17 protein-coding genes are annotated in these 15,358 nt (G+C 70.4%); 11 read left to right on the top strand and 6 right to left on the bottom strand.

Going from position 1 to position 15,358, the window contains the following annotated elements; all coding sequences use genetic code 11:
• The first annotated feature begins 24 nt into the window (after nucleotides 1-24).
• The 6 genes from ACFQ2V_RS08870 to pstB all read left to right on the top strand — a co-directional run bounded on the left by ACFQ2V_RS08870 (nucleotide 25) and on the right by pstB (nucleotide 7,660).
• Nucleotides 25-2,346 carry an RNA degradosome polyphosphate kinase gene (locus tag ACFQ2V_RS08870; protein WP_386052306.1) on the top strand — a complete coding sequence of 774 codons (2,322 nt, stop codon included), beginning with the start codon at nucleotides 25-27 and terminating at the stop codon, nucleotides 2,344-2,346.
• Nucleotides 2,347-2,452: 106 nt separating this feature from the next.
• On the top strand, nucleotides 2,453-3,400 hold the full coding sequence (locus ACFQ2V_RS08865) for an NUDIX hydrolase (protein ID WP_386052305.1): 948 nt from the start codon (nucleotides 2,453-2,455) through the stop codon (nucleotides 3,398-3,400).
• A gap of 254 nt (nucleotides 3,401-3,654) precedes the next feature.
• Nucleotides 3,655-4,785: a phosphate ABC transporter substrate-binding protein PstS gene (pstS, locus tag ACFQ2V_RS08860; protein WP_386052304.1), complete on the top strand. Its 1,131-nt coding sequence runs from the start codon at nucleotides 3,655-3,657 to the stop codon at nucleotides 4,783-4,785.
• 115 nt (nucleotides 4,786-4,900) lie between these two features.
• Nucleotides 4,901-5,908: a phosphate ABC transporter permease subunit PstC gene (pstC, locus tag ACFQ2V_RS08855; RefSeq protein WP_386052303.1), complete on the top strand. Its 1,008-nt coding sequence runs from the start codon at nucleotides 4,901-4,903 to the stop codon at nucleotides 5,906-5,908.
• The gene (gene pstA / locus ACFQ2V_RS08850) at nucleotides 5,905-6,864 is read left to right on the top strand and encodes a phosphate ABC transporter permease PstA (RefSeq protein ID WP_386052302.1); all 960 of its coding nucleotides are present in this window, start codon (nucleotides 5,905-5,907) and stop codon (nucleotides 6,862-6,864) included. Before pstC ends, pstA begins: the two co-directional genes overlap by 4 nt.
• Nucleotides 6,865-6,883: 19 nt before the next feature.
• Nucleotides 6,884-7,660 (top strand): phosphate ABC transporter ATP-binding protein PstB, encoded by a 777-nt coding sequence (gene pstB, locus ACFQ2V_RS08845; RefSeq protein ID WP_386052301.1) that lies wholly within the window; start codon nucleotides 6,884-6,886, stop codon nucleotides 7,658-7,660.
• A gap of 91 nt (nucleotides 7,661-7,751) precedes the next feature.
• On the opposite strand, the gene ACFQ2V_RS08840 is transcribed toward pstB, so the two are convergent.
• From ACFQ2V_RS08840 to ACFQ2V_RS08825, 4 genes are all read right to left on the bottom strand, one after another.
• A complete protein-coding gene (locus ACFQ2V_RS08840) occupies nucleotides 7,752-8,756 on the bottom strand; it encodes an inorganic phosphate transporter (protein WP_386052300.1) in 1,005 nt (334 codons plus the stop codon).
• Nucleotides 8,757-8,763: 7 nt separating this feature from the next.
• The gene (locus tag ACFQ2V_RS08835) at nucleotides 8,764-9,384 is read right to left on the bottom strand and encodes a DUF47 domain-containing protein (protein WP_386052299.1); all 621 of its coding nucleotides are present in this window, start codon (nucleotides 9,382-9,384) and stop codon (nucleotides 8,764-8,766) included.
• Between the two features lie 133 nt (nucleotides 9,385-9,517).
• Entirely contained in the window at nucleotides 9,518-9,709 is a 192-nt protein-coding gene (locus ACFQ2V_RS08830) for a hypothetical protein (protein WP_386052298.1), read from the bottom strand.
• Nucleotides 9,710-10,028: 319 nt separating this feature from the next.
• Nucleotides 10,029-10,640 (bottom strand): hypothetical protein, encoded by a 612-nt coding sequence (locus ACFQ2V_RS08825; RefSeq protein ID WP_386052297.1) that lies wholly within the window; start codon nucleotides 10,638-10,640, stop codon nucleotides 10,029-10,031.
• A gap of 165 nt (nucleotides 10,641-10,805) precedes the next feature.
• Between ACFQ2V_RS08825 and ACFQ2V_RS08820 the strand changes: the two genes are divergently transcribed.
• On the top strand, nucleotides 10,806-11,594 hold the full coding sequence (locus ACFQ2V_RS08820) for a sigma-70 family RNA polymerase sigma factor (protein WP_386052296.1): 789 nt from the start codon (nucleotides 10,806-10,808) through the stop codon (nucleotides 11,592-11,594).
• Between the two features lie 116 nt (nucleotides 11,595-11,710).
• Entirely contained in the window at nucleotides 11,711-12,298 is a 588-nt protein-coding gene (locus tag ACFQ2V_RS08815) for a mycothiol transferase (protein ID WP_386052295.1), read from the top strand.
• 11 nt (nucleotides 12,299-12,309) lie between these two features.
• Here ACFQ2V_RS08815 and ACFQ2V_RS08810 read toward each other — a convergent pair whose 3' ends face one another.
• Nucleotides 12,310-12,831, bottom strand: a complete 522-nt coding sequence (locus ACFQ2V_RS08810) for a YbhB/YbcL family Raf kinase inhibitor-like protein (protein WP_386052294.1) — start codon at nucleotides 12,829-12,831, stop codon at nucleotides 12,310-12,312.
• Nucleotides 12,832-12,993: 162 nt separating this feature from the next.
• Here ACFQ2V_RS08810 and ACFQ2V_RS08805 point away from each other — a divergent pair, with 162 nt between their 5' ends.
• On the top strand, nucleotides 12,994-13,590 hold the full coding sequence (locus ACFQ2V_RS08805) for a hypothetical protein (RefSeq protein ID WP_386052293.1): 597 nt from the start codon (nucleotides 12,994-12,996) through the stop codon (nucleotides 13,588-13,590).
• A 16-nt stretch (nucleotides 13,591-13,606) separates the two neighbouring features.
• Here the strand turns inward: ACFQ2V_RS08805 and ACFQ2V_RS08800 are convergent, their stop codons facing one another.
• Nucleotides 13,607-14,326: a hypothetical protein gene (locus ACFQ2V_RS08800; protein WP_386052292.1), complete on the bottom strand. Its 720-nt coding sequence runs from the start codon at nucleotides 14,324-14,326 to the stop codon at nucleotides 13,607-13,609.
• A 70-nt stretch (nucleotides 14,327-14,396) separates the two neighbouring features.
• On the opposite strand from ACFQ2V_RS08800, the gene ACFQ2V_RS08795 reads away from it, so the two are divergent.
• Together ACFQ2V_RS08795 and ACFQ2V_RS08790 are read left to right on the top strand one after the other, a co-directional pair.
• Nucleotides 14,397-14,669 carry a three-helix bundle dimerization domain-containing protein gene (locus tag ACFQ2V_RS08795; RefSeq protein ID WP_386052291.1) on the top strand — a complete coding sequence of 91 codons (273 nt, stop codon included), beginning with the start codon at nucleotides 14,397-14,399 and terminating at the stop codon, nucleotides 14,667-14,669.
• On the top strand, nucleotides 14,650-15,336 hold the full coding sequence (locus tag ACFQ2V_RS08790) for a 4'-phosphopantetheinyl transferase family protein (RefSeq protein ID WP_386052290.1): 687 nt from the start codon (nucleotides 14,650-14,652) through the stop codon (nucleotides 15,334-15,336). Before ACFQ2V_RS08795 ends, ACFQ2V_RS08790 begins: the two co-directional genes overlap by 20 nt.
• Nucleotides 15,337-15,358: the final 22 nt, after the last annotated feature.

Below are 15,358 nucleotides of genomic sequence, written 5' to 3'. Positions count from 1 at the left end.
GCCCATCGGTGCCACGATGGGCAGATGAGCACCGGCAGCCTCACGACCACCGCCCTCGACGAGTCCGACGCAGCCTCCGCCACGACACGCGAGGCGAGCGCCGATGCGCAGGGCGCCGAGGAGCCCAACGAGCCCTCCGAGGTCAGCTCGTTCACGGCCACCGTCCCGAACCGCCGCGTTCCGCCACGCGCCTCCAACGGACGCTTCGTCGGACCCGGTGGCGCGCTCGAGGACCACGACCTGCCGGCCGACCGCTACCTCGAACGCGAGCTGTCCTGGCTGCAGTTCAACGAGCGCGTGCTCCAGCTCGCCATGGACCCCGCCGTCCCCCTGCTCGAGCGCACCCGCTTCCTCGCGATCTTCTCGAACAACCTCGATGAGTACTTCATGGTGCGCGTCGCCGGCCTCAAGCGCCGCATCGCCACCGGTCTCGCGGTGCGCACCGCCGCCGGGCTCGAGCCGCGCGAGCTCATCGAGCGCATCGCCCGTCTCGCGCACGAGCTGATGCAGCAGCACGCCTCGGTCTTCCAGCACGACATCCGGCCCAGCCTCGAGGAGCAGGGCATCACCATCGTGCGCTGGGACGACCTGGACGACGACGACCGCGAGCCGCTGCACTTCTTCTTCTCCGAGCGCGTCTTCCCGGTGCTGACCCCCCTTGCCGTCGACCCTGCGCACCCGTTCCCCTACATCTCGGGGCTCTCGCTCAACCTCGCCGTGCTGCTGCAGAACCCCAAGACCGGCGGCGAGCACTTCGCCCGCGTCAAGGTGCCGCCGAGCCTGCCGCGCTTCATCCTCGTCGAGGAGGACGTCGACTCCGACCACGAGCGCAAGCGGTTCGTCCCGCTCGAGGACGTCATCGCGAGCCACCTCGACCAGCTCTTCCCCGGCATGATCGTCATGGAGCACTTCTCGTTCCGGGTCACCCGCAACGAGGACCTCGAGGTCGAGGAGGACGACGCGGAGAACCTCCTGACCGCGCTCGAGAAGGAGCTGACGCGGCGCCGCTTCGGGCCCCCGATCCGGCTCGAGGTCGAGGAGGACATCGACCCCAAGGTGCTCGACATGCTCGGGCGGGAGCTGCAGATCAGCGAACGCGAGATCTACCGGCTGCCGACCCCGCTCGACCTCCGCGGGCTGTTCACCATCGCCGACGTCGACCGCTCGGACCTCGAGTACCCCAAGTTCTTCCCCCGCACCCACCCCGACTTCGCGCCGGCCGAGAGCGCGAAGGCCATCGACCTGCTCGCGGCGGTGCGGCACAAGGACGTCCTGGTCCAGCACCCCTACAACTCGTTCTCCACCTCGGTGCAGGCCTTCATCGAGCAGGCCGCGAACGACCCCAACGTGCTGGCGATCAAGCAGACCCTCTACCGCACGTCCGGTGACTCCCCGATCGTCGACGCCCTCATCGACGCGGCCGAGGCGGGCAAGCAGGTGCTCGCCGTCGTCGAGATCAAGGCCCGCTTCGACGAGGTCAACAACATCTCGTGGGCCCGCAAGCTGGAGGAGGCGGGCGTCCACGTCGTCTACGGCGTCGTCGGCCTCAAGACCCACGCGAAGCTCTGCCTCGTCGTGCGCCAGGAGTCCGAGGGCCTGGTGCGCTACTGCCACATCGGCACCGGCAACTACAACCCGAAGACGGCCCGCGTCTACGAGGACTTCGGCCTCTTCACGACCGACCCGCAGGTCGGCGAGGACCTCTCGCGGCTGTTCAACCTGCTCTCAGGCTTCGCTCCACGCAGCAAGTTCAAGCGCCTGCTCGTCGCACCGCGCTCGGTGCGCTCGGGGCTCATCGACCTCGTCGACGAGGAGATCGAGCTGCACCGCAACCGGTCGAAGGACGCCCCCGGCGGCCGGATCGTGCTCAAGGCGAACTCGATCGTCGACGAGGCCACCATCGATGCCCTCTACCGGGCGAGCATGGCCGGAGTGCGCGTCGACATCTGGGTGCGCGGCATCTGCGCCATCCGCCCCGGCGTCGAGGGCCTGTCGGAGAACATCCGCGTGCGCTCGATCCTCGGACGCTTCCTCGAGCACTCCCGGGTGTTCTGGTTCGACCACGGCGGCGACCCGCAGGTCTACATCGGCAGCGCCGACATGATGCACCGCAACCTCGACCGCCGCGTCGAGGCGCTCGTGCGCATCGCCGACCCGGGGCACATCGTCGAGCTCGCCGACCTCATCGACCTCGCCTTCGCCGAGACGACCTCGCGCTGGGACCTCGGCTCCGACGGCCGCTGGGTGCGCCACCACCTCTCGGACTCGGGCGAGCCTCTCGACGACCTGCAGGAGAAGCTCATCGAGCGCCACGACAAGCGCCGTCGCAAGGCGCGCCGTCGCTGAGGTCGGACACGCGTCGGGTGACTCGGGTGACTCGCGTGAGCGGCATACGGGGGGAGTCAGGCCCGCAGGGGCGAACCGCAGGCCCGGGTCGGGCAGACTGGCGCGCGTGGCCTCCGTGATCCCCGCTGCCGGCACCCTGCCGTGGCGCCGCCGTGACGGGCGCCTCGAGGTCGCGCTGGTGCACCGGCCGAAGTACGACGACTGGTCGTGGGCCAAGGGCAAGCTCGACCCGGGAGAGCAGCCCTGCGTCGCGGCGGCCCGCGAGACGCTCGAGGAGACCGGGCTCGTCGTGCGGCTGGGGGTGCCGCTGCCCTCGGCCGAGTACCCCGTGCTCGACGCGACGGGCGGCCCTGCGACGAAGCAGGTGCACTACTGGGCGGCCCGGGTCACCGGCGGCAGTGGCGTGCTCGAGAACGAGATCGACGAGGTCGCCTGGGTCGACGTCCGCTCCGCCAACGACCGCCTCGACTACGCCCGCGACCGCGAGCAGCTGCTGGCGCTCGTGCGGGCCGAGCGCGCCGGCGAGCTGCGCACCTGGCCGCTCGCGCTGGTGCGCCACGCCAAGGCGGTCCCGCGCGGCAAGTGGGAGCGTGACGACCGCATCCGCCCACTCGACGCCGTCGGGCGAGCCCAGGCCGACACGGTGGCCGCCGTCCTCGGCGCCTACGGCGTCACCCGTGTCGTCTCGTCGTCGTCCGCCCGCTGCGTCTCGACCGTCGAGCCGTATGCCGTCGGGCGGGGTCTTCGGCTCCGCACCCGTGACACCCTCTCCGAGGAGGGCTTCGCCGAGAGCCACGACGGCGCACTGGCGCAGGTCGACCGCCTGCTCCGCAAGGGCGACCCGGCTGCACTGTGCAGCCACGGGCCGGTGCTGCCGACCCTGATCGAGGTCCTGTGCGGTCGGGTCGCACACTCGCCCGACCGCGTCGACGTCGGCGGGCGGCTGCGCCAGGCTGCGGCCGAGTCGATGCGCAAGGGCGAGGTGCTCGTCTGCCACCTCGTCGGCAAGGGCGACGACGCACGCGTCGTCGACGTCGAGCGCATCGACACCTGAACGCTCCTCGACGCGGCCCCAACCCTCCATCGTGGGCTCCTTTCCCCCGTCGCGCATCCCGGGCCGGGGCCCCACCCCAAGCCGTCGACCTGCGTTCACCCTCCGTTAACCGCACGTGGGCGGCCCGTCACCCTGCGGACCTATCTTCGCGATGGATCAACCGTCCAGCAGCGTCGCTCGGCAGGGTCCACACCACCTGGTCGACCGACCACCCGGAACATCTCCAGAACATCCTTTCGAGAGGGAACACACTCGTGTCTGTTTCGCGTATCAGCGCTCTCGGCGCCATCGCCCTGTCCGGCGCTCTTGCGCTCTCTGCCTGCGCATCCGAGAACAACGGCGCCCAGCCCGGCGCCGGCTCGACGGGCGCCGCCGGCGGCACCTCCGCGGCCATGGGCGACTGCTTCTCGGGCGACCTCAAGGCCGAGGGCTCCTCGGCCCAGAAGAACGCCATCGACGAGGCCATCAAGGCCTACCAGACCGCCTGCAGCGACGCCACGATCGACTACCAGCCCACCGGCTCGGGCGCCGGCATCAAGCAGTTCATCGCCAAGCAGGTCGACTTCGCCGGCTCCGACTCGGCGCTCAAGACCAAGCCGAAGGACGGCATCATCGAGTCCGACGCGGCCAAGCAGGCCTGTGGCTCCGAGGCCTGGAACCTGCCGATGGTCACCGGCCCGATCTCGATCGCCTACAACGTCAAGGGCGTCGACAAGCTCGTTCTCAACGCCGAGGTCGCCGCGAAGATCTTCGACGGCAAGATCACCACCTGGAACGACCCGGCCATCGCTGCACTCAACAAGGGCGTCACGCTCCCGTCCACCCCGATCAAGGTCTTCTTCCGCTCCGACGAGTCGGGCACGACCGAGAACTTCACCAAGTACCTCAAGGCCGCCGCCCCCGACGCCTGGCCCTACGAGACCGGCAAGAAGTGGACCGGCAAGGGCGAGGGCAAGGAGAAGTCGGCCGGTGTCGCCACCGCGACGAAGGGCCAGGACGGCGGCATCACCTACGTCGAGCTCTCCTACGCCCAGCAGAACCAGCTCTCCATGGCCCAGATCGACACGGGCGCCGGCCCGGTCGAGCTGACCGCCGAGTCCGCCGGCAAGACGATCGCCACCGCGAAGCAGACGGGCACGGGCAACGACCTCGCGCTCAAGATCGACTACGCGACCAAGGAGGCCGGCGCCTACCCGATCGTCCTCGTGACGTACGAGGTCGTCTGCTCCAAGTACGCCGACGCCGAGACGGGCAAGAAGGTCAAGTCCTTCCTCAAGTCGTTCGTCTCCGACGAGACGCAGAAGGGCCTCGAGGCGCAGGGCTACGCCCCGCTGCCGGCCGAGGTCGCCACGAAGGTGAAGACGGCGGTCGACGCGATCTCCTGATCCTCCGTCCGGCTGGTCCGGAACACACCGGACCGGTCCACAATGCAGGGGCGGGCGCCGCACTCGGCGTCCGCCCTTGCACCAGTTCTCCCTCCAACCTAGGAAGAGGCCCCACGTGTCGACAGTGACAGGTGCATCCGCCGCGGACGAGCTTCCCGGTCCCGACGGCGGCAAGCCGCTCCGGGGTGACCGTGCCTCCACCGGACGCCTGGGTGACCGCCTGTTCGGTGGCTTCGCCACCGGCTCCGGCGTTCTCGTCATCGCCATCGTCACCCTCATCGCGGTGTTCCTCGTCGTGCAGGCCGTCCCGGCCCTGACGAACAACTCGGAGAACTTCTTCACCAGCCGCGTCTGGGCGCCGGGCGGCGAGAAGCCGGCCTTCGGCATCCTCGAGTTCCTCTGGACCACCGTCGCCGCCTCGACGATCGCCATGCTGATCGCCGTTCCCGTCGGCGTCGCCGTCGCGCTCTTCCTCACGCAGTACGCCCCCGTCTGGATGCGCCGGCCCGCCGCGGGCCTCGTCGACCTGCTCGCCGCGGTGCCCTCGATCGTCTACGGCCTGTGGGGCCTGATCGTCTTCTTCCCCGTGTGGAAGCCGGTGCAGCAGTGGGTCGAGAACACCCTCGGCTGGTTCCCGCTCTTCGGGACGGCCGGCATCACCGGGGGCACCATCGCCTTCATCGGCGTCGTGCTGGCCATCATGGTGCTGCCCATCGTGACGGCCCTCTCGCGCGAGGTCTTCGACCAGACCCCGGCCACGCACAAGGAAGGCGCGCTCGCCCTCGGCGCCACGCAGTGGGAGATGATCCGCACCGCGGTGCTGCCCTTCGGCAAGCCGGGTGTCATCTCCGCCGCGATGCTGGCCCTCGGCCGCGCGCTCGGCGAGACGATCGCCGTCACCTTCCTCGTGTCCGCCCTCCCGGACGGCGCCCGGTGGACGTGGTCGCTCTTCAACGGCGGCGAGACCTTCGCCTCCAAGATCGCCAACAACGCGAGCGAGTTCAGCAACCCGAGCAAGACCGGGGCCTACATCGCTGCCGGCCTCGTGCTCTTCGTGCTGACCTTCGTCGTCAACAGCATCGCCCGCATCGTCATCGAGCGCAGGAAGGCCTTCAGCGAATGAGCACGGTGACCGAGAGCCGCGGGCCCGCCGACGACGTCACGCCCGACGCCGCACCGCCCGGAGGCAGGGGCGGCAACGACGCGCTGCGCGAGATGGACAACCCGCACCGTGCCCGCGCCGTCAAGGACGTCGTGGCCCGGGTGGTCATGTGGTTCGCGTTCGCCCTCGCCATGGTCCCGCTCGTCTGGATCCTCTCGACCGTCGTCACCAAGGGCATCCACATGCTCGGCTCCGCCACGTGGTGGACCGGCAACCAGCGCAACATCAACTCCGACGACTTCGGCGGCGGCGCCCGCCACGCCATCGAGGGCACGCTCGAGATGGTCGGCATGACGACCCTCATCGCGGTGCCGATCGGCATCATGACCGCCGTCTACCTCGTCGAGTACGGCCGCGGAGCGCTCGCCAGGGCGATCAGCTTCATGGTCGACATCCTCTCCGGCATCCCCTCGATCGTCGCCGGCCTCTTCATCTACGCCGTCGTCGTGACGACCCTCGGGCTGCGCCAGTCGGGCTTCGCCGCCTCGCTGGCCCTCGTGCTGCTCATGATCCCCGTCATCGTGCGGTCGACCGAGGAGATGCTCAAGCTCGTCCCGAACGAGCTGCGGGAGGCCTCGTACGCGCTCGGCGTGCCCAAGTGGGTGACCGTCGTCAAGGTCGTCCTGCGCACCGCGTTCTCGGGCATCATCACCGGCGTGCTGCTCGGCGTCGCCCGCGTCATGGGCGAGACGGCCCCGCTGCTGATCCTCGCGCCGTACACCAAGAACTTCCAGCGAGACCTGGTCAACGGCAACTTCCCCACCCTGCCGATGATGATCAACCAGGACCGCGGCGACCTCGCCCTCGCGCCGGCCGCCGAGCGCATGTGGGGTGCCGCGCTCACCCTGATCCTGCTCGTCCTGCTGCTCAACGTGATCGGCCGCGTGGTCGCCCACTTCAACGCGGTCAAGAAGTAACAGAAAGAGAAGACTTCCGATGGCAAAGCGAATCGACGTCAGCGACCTCAACGTCTACTACGGCGCCTTCAAGGCCGTCGAAGGCGTCTCGATGACGGTCGAGCCCCGGTCCGTCACGGCCTTCATCGGTCCCTCGGGCTGCGGCAAGTCGACCTTCCTGCGCACCCTCAACCGCATGCACGAGGTGATCCCCGGCGGCCGCGTCGAGGGCAAGGTCATGCTCGACGACCAGGACCTCTACGCCTCGTCCATGGACCCCGTGACCGTGCGCCGCACCGTCGGCATGGTCTTCCAGCGCCCGAACCCCTTCCCCACCATGTCGATCTACGACAACGTGGCAGCGGGCCTGCGGCTCAACGGCGTCAAGAACAAGAGGACGCTCGACGGCATCGTCGAGAGCTCGCTCAAGGGCGCCAACCTGTGGAACGAGGTCAAGGACCGCCTGAACAAGCCGGGCGCCGGCCTCTCCGGCGGCCAGCAGCAGCGTCTCTGCATCGCCCGCGCCATCGCGGTGCAGCCGCAGGTGCTGCTCATGGACGAGCCGTGCTCGGCACTCGACCCCATCTCGACGCTCGCGATCGAGGACCTCATCAACGAGCTGAAGAACGACTACACGATCGTCATCGTCACCCACAACATGCAGCAGGCCGCACGTGTCTCCGACCGCACCGCCTTCTTCAACCTCAAGGCGACCGGCGAGCCGGGCCGGCTGATCGAGGTCGACGACACGACCCGGATCTTCAACAACCCGACCGAGCAGGCCACCGAGGACTACATCTCCGGCCGCTTCGGCTGAGCCGAGCTGCTTCTCCGGTACCGCTGAAAGCAGTCCGTCCGCTCTCCTCGTGAGGAGGGCGGACGGACTGCCTTTTCGATGCTGCGGATGGTCAGCGGAAGACCGCGGTGACGTACCAGGCGACGACGGCCACGAGGCCGGCGCCCGGGAAGGTGAGCACCCACGCGCCGACGATGTTGCTGGCCACCCCCCAGCGCACGGCCGAGAAGCGCTTCGTGGCGCCGACGCCCATGATCGACGACGTGATGGTGTGGGTCGTGGAGATGGGGGCGCCGAAGGCGAGGCCCGCGACGTAGAGGATCGCGGCCGCGGTGGTCTCGGCCGCGAAGCCCTGCGGAGGCGTCATGTGGATGATGCGGCGGCCCAGCGTGCGCATGATGCGCCACCCACCGGCATACGTGCCCAGCGAGATGACGACCGCCGACAGGACGAGCACCCACAGCGGGATGCTGTCGTCGCCGTGGTGCCCGGAGATGTTGAGGGCGAGCACGACGACACCGGCCGTCTTGGCGGCGTCCTGGAGGCCGTGGCCGAAGGCCATGGCCGCAGCGGATGCCGTCTGCGCGGTGCGGAAGCCGCGTGAGACGCGTCCGGGGTTGGCGTTGCGGAACATCCACAGGATGGCTGTCATGACGAGGTAGCCGAGCGCCAGGCCGATGATCGGCGAGGCGATCATCGGGATGATGACCTTCTCCCAGATGACGGTCCACTGCACGTTGACGCCGGCCACGAGCGCGGCACCACCGAGGCCGCCGATGAGGGCGTGCGACGAGCTCGACGGCAGACCGAACCACCACGTGAGCAGGTTCCAGCCGATGGCCCCGACGAGGGCCGCCGCGACGAGCCACAGGCCGTCGACGCCCTGCGGCTGCTCGATGATGCCCGAGCCGATCGTCTTGGCCACCTTGGTGCCGAAGAAGGCGCCGAAGAGGTTCGCGATGGCCGCCATCGCCAGGGCGACGCGGGGCGTCAGCGCACGGGTCGAGACCGAGGTCGCGATCGCGTTGGCCGCGTCGTGGAAGCCGTTGGTGTAGTTGAAGCCCATGGCCAGTGCGATGACCGCACCGACCCCGAGGACGGGGATGGTCGTGTCCATCAGTGGGTCAGGACTCCTTGACCGCGATGCCCTCGACGACGTGGGCCACCTTCTCGAACGCGTCGGCGGCGTCCTCGAACCCGTCGACGATCGCCTTGACCTTGATCACCTCGACGGCGTCGTGGGTGTTGTTGAAGAGCGCGGCGACGAGCTTGCGGTGCAGGGCGTCGGCCTGGTTCTCGAGACGGTTGATCTCGATCCAGTAGCTCTTGAGGTCCTTGAGCGAACGCAGGCGCGGCATGGCCTCGGCCGTGACCTCGGCCATGCGGGCCAGGATCTCGAACTGGTCGGCCAGGCCCTCGGGGATGTCACCGAGGCGGTAGAGCACGATGAGGTCGGCGGTCTCCTCGATCAGGTCCATGCAGTCGTCGAGGGAGGCTGCGAGGTTGTGGATGTCCTCGCGGTCGAACGGCGTGATGAACGAGCTGTTCACCTTGTTGATGAGCTCGTGCGTCGCGTCGTCGGCGGCGTGCTCGAGCTCCTTGAGCCGGTCGGCGACCGCCTGCCGCTTCGAGGGCTCGACCTCGAGGAAGCGGGTCAGTTCCCGGGTCGCCTCGACGAGGAGCTCGGCGGAGGAGGTGAAGAGGGTGAAAAAGCTCGTGTCCTGGGGTGTGAGGCGAAAACCCACGAGGTTGCTCCGGTCGATCGGTGGCTGGTCCGGGGACGATGCTACGGCGTAGTCGTGACCCGGACGCAATCCGGCGGTCATCGGGCGTTTGCCCCGAGTTGGGTGGACGACCGGAGAAGGACCAGCAGGGCGCTCAGGCGGGCGTGGTGCCCGAGGGGCTCGGGCCGGCAGCCTCGCCCCTGATGCCGAGCAGCTCGTCGACCTCGTCGGGGGTGAAGTGGCGCGGGCTGGATGACGCAGCGACCACCAGGTCGCTCACGAGCTCGATCTCGTCGGCCAGAGCGACATCGAGCAGGTCTGTGGAGCGTTCCTCCTCGGGCGTCATGGGACAACTGTAGGCACCTGCGCCGGGAACGTGTGGCGAAGGACGGCACAAGATGACCTGCCCCTCGACAGAGGTGAACACGGCCTGCCAGGCCTGCAGCAGACCGGCGCCAGCGGGGTGCAGCGACCCGGGGTGGGGCGAGGAAGTGGTTGCGTCGGGCCGGGAGCGCCTCTCGGCACTGGGCCGCTCGTAGCGGCTGAATTTGGGACCCGGGGCTACCGCGACCCGACGCGCGTCAAGGATAGATCGGCCCGAACGGATCACCAAAGACGCGGGAAAGCAAGAGTGCGAGCGCCGGAGACTGGGGCGTCAGTCCGCCTCAGTCCAACGAGTCGTCGCGCCAGAGACGGGCGCACACGGTGAGGTCCTCGGCCATGACGAGGACGTTGGCCGCCTGCTCGGCGGTGTCGTCGCCCGACGAGGTGTCGGCGCGCCCGGCGGACACGACGCGGCAGAAGGCGGCTGCGCGCTCGAGCGCCACGGCGAGGTCACCCTCGAAGACGCCGCGCATCACCTCGTCGATGACCCGCCCCATCTCCTCGGGGCCCGGCGGCTCCGCAGCCCCGGCGACGGCGTGGTTGGGCCCGGTGAAACGGATGCCGGCGGCATACTCACGGCTGGCCTCCTCCGGCGCGCGCTGCACCCACTCGCGAAGGACGTAGAGCCGCCAGAGGGCCCCGGGCAGGGAACGGGCCGGGCGCTGGGACCACAGCTCGGCCAGGGTGGACAGGCCGATGTCGTCGACCAGGGCGACCAGCTTCTGCGTGACCGCGGGGTCGGCTGCTGCGCGACCGGCGTGGACGAGCGCGAGCGCCGTCTCGTGAGCGACGTGGATCTGCTCGGTCGGGTCGTACGCGGGTCCGTGCGCCTCGAGCGCGGACTCGCTGAAGAAGGCGGGCCGCCTGTGGGCGCGGTGCTCGCTCTCGGTCATCCCTGCAGGCTAGCCCCCGCCCCGGACGGCACACGTCGGCTCGCGGCGGCCGAGACCTTGGACAAAGATGAATTTTCTGTCGAGCCCTTGTGCAAGGTTCAATCTTTGTCTAGGGTTTCGGTGTCGGTCAAGAAAGCGCCGCCGCCCACTCTGGATGGAGCTGTCATGACTGACCCGTCGTACGGTCCTCGCAAGGACGCCCGTACTCGTGAGCTGATCGCCGCGGTCCGCACCTCTTCGACGGAGGCCGAGCGCTCGCAGGCGCTCGAGGCCGTGACCCGCCTGCACATGCCGCTCGCACGCTCGCTCGCCCACCGCTACTCCGGCAAGGGCCTCGACCGCGACGACCTCGAGCAGGTCGCCTTCCTGGCCCTGCTCAAGGCCATTCAGCGGTTCGACCTCGACCAGGCGACCGAGTTCGGCGCCTACGCGACGCCCACGATCACCGGCGAGCTGCGCCGTCACTTCCGTGACCACGGGTGGCTCGTCCGGCCGCCCCGCGGTCTGCAGGAGCGCCGACAGGTGGTGGCCGAAGCCCGCAACCGCCTCGAGCAGCAGCTCGGCCACGAACCCGACAGCGCCGACATCGCCGAGGCCCTGCGCCTCACCCTCGACGAGGTCAAGGAGGCGCAGGTCGCCTCGACGAACCTGCGGCCCGCCTCGCTCGACGCCACGACGACCGAGGGCGGCCGGCCCGTGCTCGACCTCGTCGACGCCCGCGCCGACCACGACTCCGACCCGGCCCGCGACGACGGCATCGTCGTGCGCACCGCCCTCATGCGGCTGCCCGCGCGCGAGCAGCGGATCATCGAGCTGCGCTTCGCCCACGACATGACGCAGGCCGAGATCGCCGAGGTGATGGGCCTGAGCGCGATGCAGGTCAGCCGGCTGCTCCGCCGCATCCTCGCGGAGCTGCGCGAGCACCTCGGGTCTGCAGAGCTGCTCAGCGCCTGAGGCACTCGGCCGTCCGCGGCTCGCGAGGACCACTGCCCGCACAGGCTTCTCGGGCGCTGAGGGGGAGGAGGCGTTGCGGACGTCGACCGTCCGCAACGCCTCCTACGGTGTCGTGCATGACAACGACCAGGACCGACCCTCCGTGGGAGCCCCCGCTCGACGGGTCGGAGCAGGAGCACCTGCTCGGTGCCCTCGAGCGGCTGCGCGCCAGCTTCCGGTTCAAGGCCGACGGCCTCGACGGCGCCGGTCTCCGGCACCAGATCCCGTCCTCCTCGCTGACGATCGGGGGGCTGCTCAAGCACCTCGCCCTCATCGAGGACTTCTACTCGACGCACAAGCTGCACGGCGAGCCGCTCGGCGACGCGTGGGACGGATCGGGAGTCGGCAGCAGTGACGAGTGGGAGTTCGAGTCGGCCGCTGACGACGCCCCGGAGCAGCTCTACGAGCTCTACGACGGCGCGGTGGAGCGCTCCCGGCAGCGGGTCGGCGCCGTGCTCGCGGCCGGCGGCCTCGGGCAGCCCGTGCACGCGGCGACGCCCGACGGGCGCCACGCGAGCCTGCGCCGCCTGCTCCTCGACCTCGTCGAGGAGTACGGCCGCCACGCGGGCCACGCCGACATCCTGCGGGAGGCCGTCGACGGCGTCGTCGGCGAGGACCCGCCCGACGGGTGGTCGCCGGCGAGCGGACGGTTCACCTTCGCCTGACGGCCAGGTCGTCAGTGCTGGTAGGTGCCGTGCAGCACGGCCCTGCCAAGCGTCTTGAAGGCGAGGTTGAACGACACGACCGCCGGTGACGCGGATTCGTCGACGCCCAGTGACGGCTCAGAGACGGCGTGCACGACGAAGAAGTAGCGGTGCGGCATGTCGCCCTCCGGCGGCGCCGCTCCCATGAAGCCCGCTTGACCGGCGTCGTTGCGCACGTGGAAGGCCTTGCCGGGCAGGGCCCCTGCGGCTGCCCCGACATCGAGTGACGTCACGTCGGCCGGGAGGTCGACGAGAACCCAGTGCCAGAACCCCGACGGGGTCGGCGCGTCGGGGTCGAAGCACGTCACGACGTAGCTCTGGGTGCCCTCGGGGGCGCCGCTCCACGACAGCTGCGGCGAGGTGTTGCCCTCGGCCGCCACCTGGTCGTCCTTGAGGGGCGCCCCGTCGGTGACGTCGTCGCTCGTCACGGTGAAGGAGGCCACCTGGGGCAGCAGCTCGTAGGGGTTCGGGGCGACCGGACGGTCGAGGCTCATGGGGTCCTCCTGCGATCTCGTTGGCTCTTGCACCGTACCCGGCCGGGACCCGCTGCCGACCCTTCTCCAACGCATCCGCGTCCGAGGGCGTGGGCGTCCCGGAAACGGTCGACCACGCTGGTTACCCTGAGGACGAACTGGGCAAAAGGGACGGGGGGCGCCATGAGGGGAGAACACCGGGAGCCGCGCAAGGTGCGGACGGGGCGGGCGGAGCAGCCGCCCACGGGCCGAGATCGCCTGCCCCCGAACAACTTCCCGGTGTTCGCGGTCCGCGAGTGGGCCTCGCGGTTCTACGAGCAGCATCGCCTCGAGCGCGACGCCGTCTGGTGGCGCATCGCGTGGCCCTTCGCCGTCGCCCTCGCGCTCGCCGCGCTGGCGGCGCTCGTCGGGCGGCAGTGGGCGCTTCGCCAGAACGACGTGGCCATGGGCGTCGCCGTCGTCCTCGCCGCGGCCGCCGTGGGCGTCTGCGTCGGCGGGGCCATCCGTTGGCGATCAGTCAGCTTGCGCCGCAGGGCTGCCCGGGCGCGCCCGGCCACCGTCGATGACGTGCCGAGCGCTGCCCGAGCGGTGGTCCTCGACTCCCCGCGCCTGCGTTTCCGGCGCCCCGCCGACGCTGCGGGCTTCTCTGCCGTACGCGACGACGTGGCCTCCCAGGTGCCCGTGGGCGCGTTCGCGGCGACGGTCCTCGTGTGGGCCCTCGTGGTGGACGGGCACGGCGAGGGCAGCCTCGAGGAGTACGTCCGCGGACGACGGGGCTGAGCCGGCCCGCTCCGGGTCAGCCGCCGCCCGAGCCGAGAGCCCCGATCGCCCTCGCCACGACGAGCAGTGAGGTGAGCAGAGCGGCCGTCGCCTCGAGGCCCATGAGGCACTTGGCCCGTGGCGACAACGGCATCGTGTCGGTCGGGCTGAACGCACTCGAGTTCGTGAGCGAGACGTAGAGGTAGTCGACGAAGTGCGGACGCCAGTTGGTGCGGATGCTCGACCCGGCGGCCACCTCCTGCACGGCGTCCTGGTTCTCGTCCTGCGAGAAGCGCCAGTCTGCCGGTGGCAGCCGGTCACGTGTCACCGTCTGGCGGGCCACCGGCCCGCCGCGGTCGACCTCCCAGAACAGCAGCCCGAAGCCGATGACGTTGGTCAGCCACACCTGCATGCCGGCCACGAGCAGCGGCACGCCCCCGGTGTCCGACGAGCCGAGCGACGCCACGAGCATGCCGAGTGCCACGAGGTTGGTCGCGATCACGAGGCAGGCCAGGCTGATGGAGATCGCTCGCGACCACCGTGTCTGCCGCACGAGGCGTCGCGGGTTGGTGACGAGCAACGCTGCCAGGAGGGCGATCTCGACGACCGGGATCGCCAGACGAGGCCCCACGAGCAGCGACTCCGGCAGGGCGGCGTACGCGACGGCCGCCGCGACGACCGCGACGGCGGGCGGGAGGCGGTTCTCCCCGCGGCTCGACCGGGGCTCCCGGTGATGGCGGGCTGTGGTGCGACGCATGCGCCCAACCTAGCCCGGCAACCGTGGACGGAGGCTTGCGCGCGCCGGGAGCCGACCTCATCCTTGGACCGTGGACCGCACGGACGAGCTGAGGGCGCTGGCCGACGTGCAGGCGCGCCTGCAGGAACGCTTTCCCGACCTGGACTCCGAGGTGGTGGAGGCGGCCGTCCGCCTCTCGCACTCCCGGCTGACCGGGCCGGTGCGCGACTTCGTGCCGGTGCTCGTCGAGCATGCTGCCCGAGACCGGCTCGCCTTCGCCGCGCGTGACGGCGACCTCGACGTCGACCTCGCCGGGACCGGGACGGCCGACGTGGCGGACCCCCGTGGGCCATCGCACCTCTGACGCAGTCGTCGACCTGTGGCTCCGTGAGCCGACCGACACCGTGGCCCTCGTGCACTCCGGAACGGAGCTGCTCGACGCCGTCGAGCGGGAGCGGTGGCGACGCTTCACGCACCCCGACAGCGCACGGTCGTATGCGGCAGCACACATCCTGGCGCGCAACGAGATCGGACGGCTCGTGGCGCGCGACCCTGCGTCGCTGCGGTTCGACCGCACCTGCGAGACCTGTGGGGCACCGCACGGGCGGCCGCGGCTGCTCGACCGGCCGGCGCTGCATCTCTCGCTGAGCCGCACCCCGACCCTCGTCGCCCTCGCCGTCTCGCGTTCGGGGCCGGTGGGCGTCGACGTCGAGCGACGAGACGCCACCTCGTTCGAGGGCTTCGACGAGGTCGCGCTCCACCCGGAGGAGCGGACCCCGGCGCGGGCGGCCCCGGAGGACGGCGTCACGGCCTGGGTGCGCAAGGAGGCGGCGCTCAAGGCTCTCGGGGTGGGGCTGCGCGTCGACCCGGCACGCATCCGCACGCCCGCCTTCGGCCGGGCTGCCGAGGTCGTCCCGGGGCTGGCGCCCGTCACGGTTCTCGACGTCGAGGGCGGACTGGAGCCGGTCGACCACGCCGTCGCGGTAGCCGTCGTCGGCGAGGGTGCACCCGTCGTCGTCCGCCGGCACTGACCCTTCCGCCGGCACTCCGCCG

This window comes from Terrabacter terrigena (assembly GCF_042676085.1).
Taxonomy (GTDB): Bacteria; Actinomycetota; Actinomycetes; order Actinomycetales; family Dermatophilaceae; genus Terrabacter; species Terrabacter terrigena.
The sequence above is the reverse complement of the archived record's forward strand: the minus strand, read 5'-3'. Positions and strand labels throughout refer to the sequence as shown.

Excerpts from the sequence above, each read along its gene's own strand:
- pstA (WP_386052302.1), top strand. The coding sequence starts at position 5,905 with ATGAGCACGGTGACCGAGAGCCGCGGGCCCGCCGACGACGTCACGCCC.
- ACFQ2V_RS08870 (WP_386052306.1), top strand. The coding sequence starts at position 25 with ATGAGCACCGGCAGCCTCACGACCACCGCCCTCGACGAGTCCGACGCA.
- ACFQ2V_RS08805 (WP_386052293.1), top strand. The coding sequence starts at position 12,994 with ATGAGGGGAGAACACCGGGAGCCGCGCAAGGTGCGGACGGGGCGGGCG.
- ACFQ2V_RS08825 (WP_386052297.1), bottom strand. The coding sequence starts at position 10,640 with ATGACCGAGAGCGAGCACCGCGCCCACAGGCGGCCCGCCTTCTTCAGC.
- ACFQ2V_RS08820 (WP_386052296.1), top strand. The coding sequence starts at position 10,806 with ATGACTGACCCGTCGTACGGTCCTCGCAAGGACGCCCGTACTCGTGAG.
- ACFQ2V_RS08830 (WP_386052298.1), bottom strand. The coding sequence starts at position 9,709 with ATGACGCCCGAGGAGGAACGCTCCACAGACCTGCTCGATGTCGCTCTG.
- pstB (WP_386052301.1), top strand. The coding sequence starts at position 6,884 with ATGGCAAAGCGAATCGACGTCAGCGACCTCAACGTCTACTACGGCGCC.
- ACFQ2V_RS08815 (WP_386052295.1), top strand. The coding sequence starts at position 11,711 with ATGACAACGACCAGGACCGACCCTCCGTGGGAGCCCCCGCTCGACGGG.
- ACFQ2V_RS08840 (WP_386052300.1), bottom strand. The coding sequence starts at position 8,756 with ATGGACACGACCATCCCCGTCCTCGGGGTCGGTGCGGTCATCGCACTG.
- ACFQ2V_RS08800 (WP_386052292.1), bottom strand. The coding sequence starts at position 14,326 with ATGCGTCGCACCACAGCCCGCCATCACCGGGAGCCCCGGTCGAGCCGC.
- ACFQ2V_RS08810 (WP_386052294.1), bottom strand. The coding sequence starts at position 12,831 with ATGAGCCTCGACCGTCCGGTCGCCCCGAACCCCTACGAGCTGCTGCCC.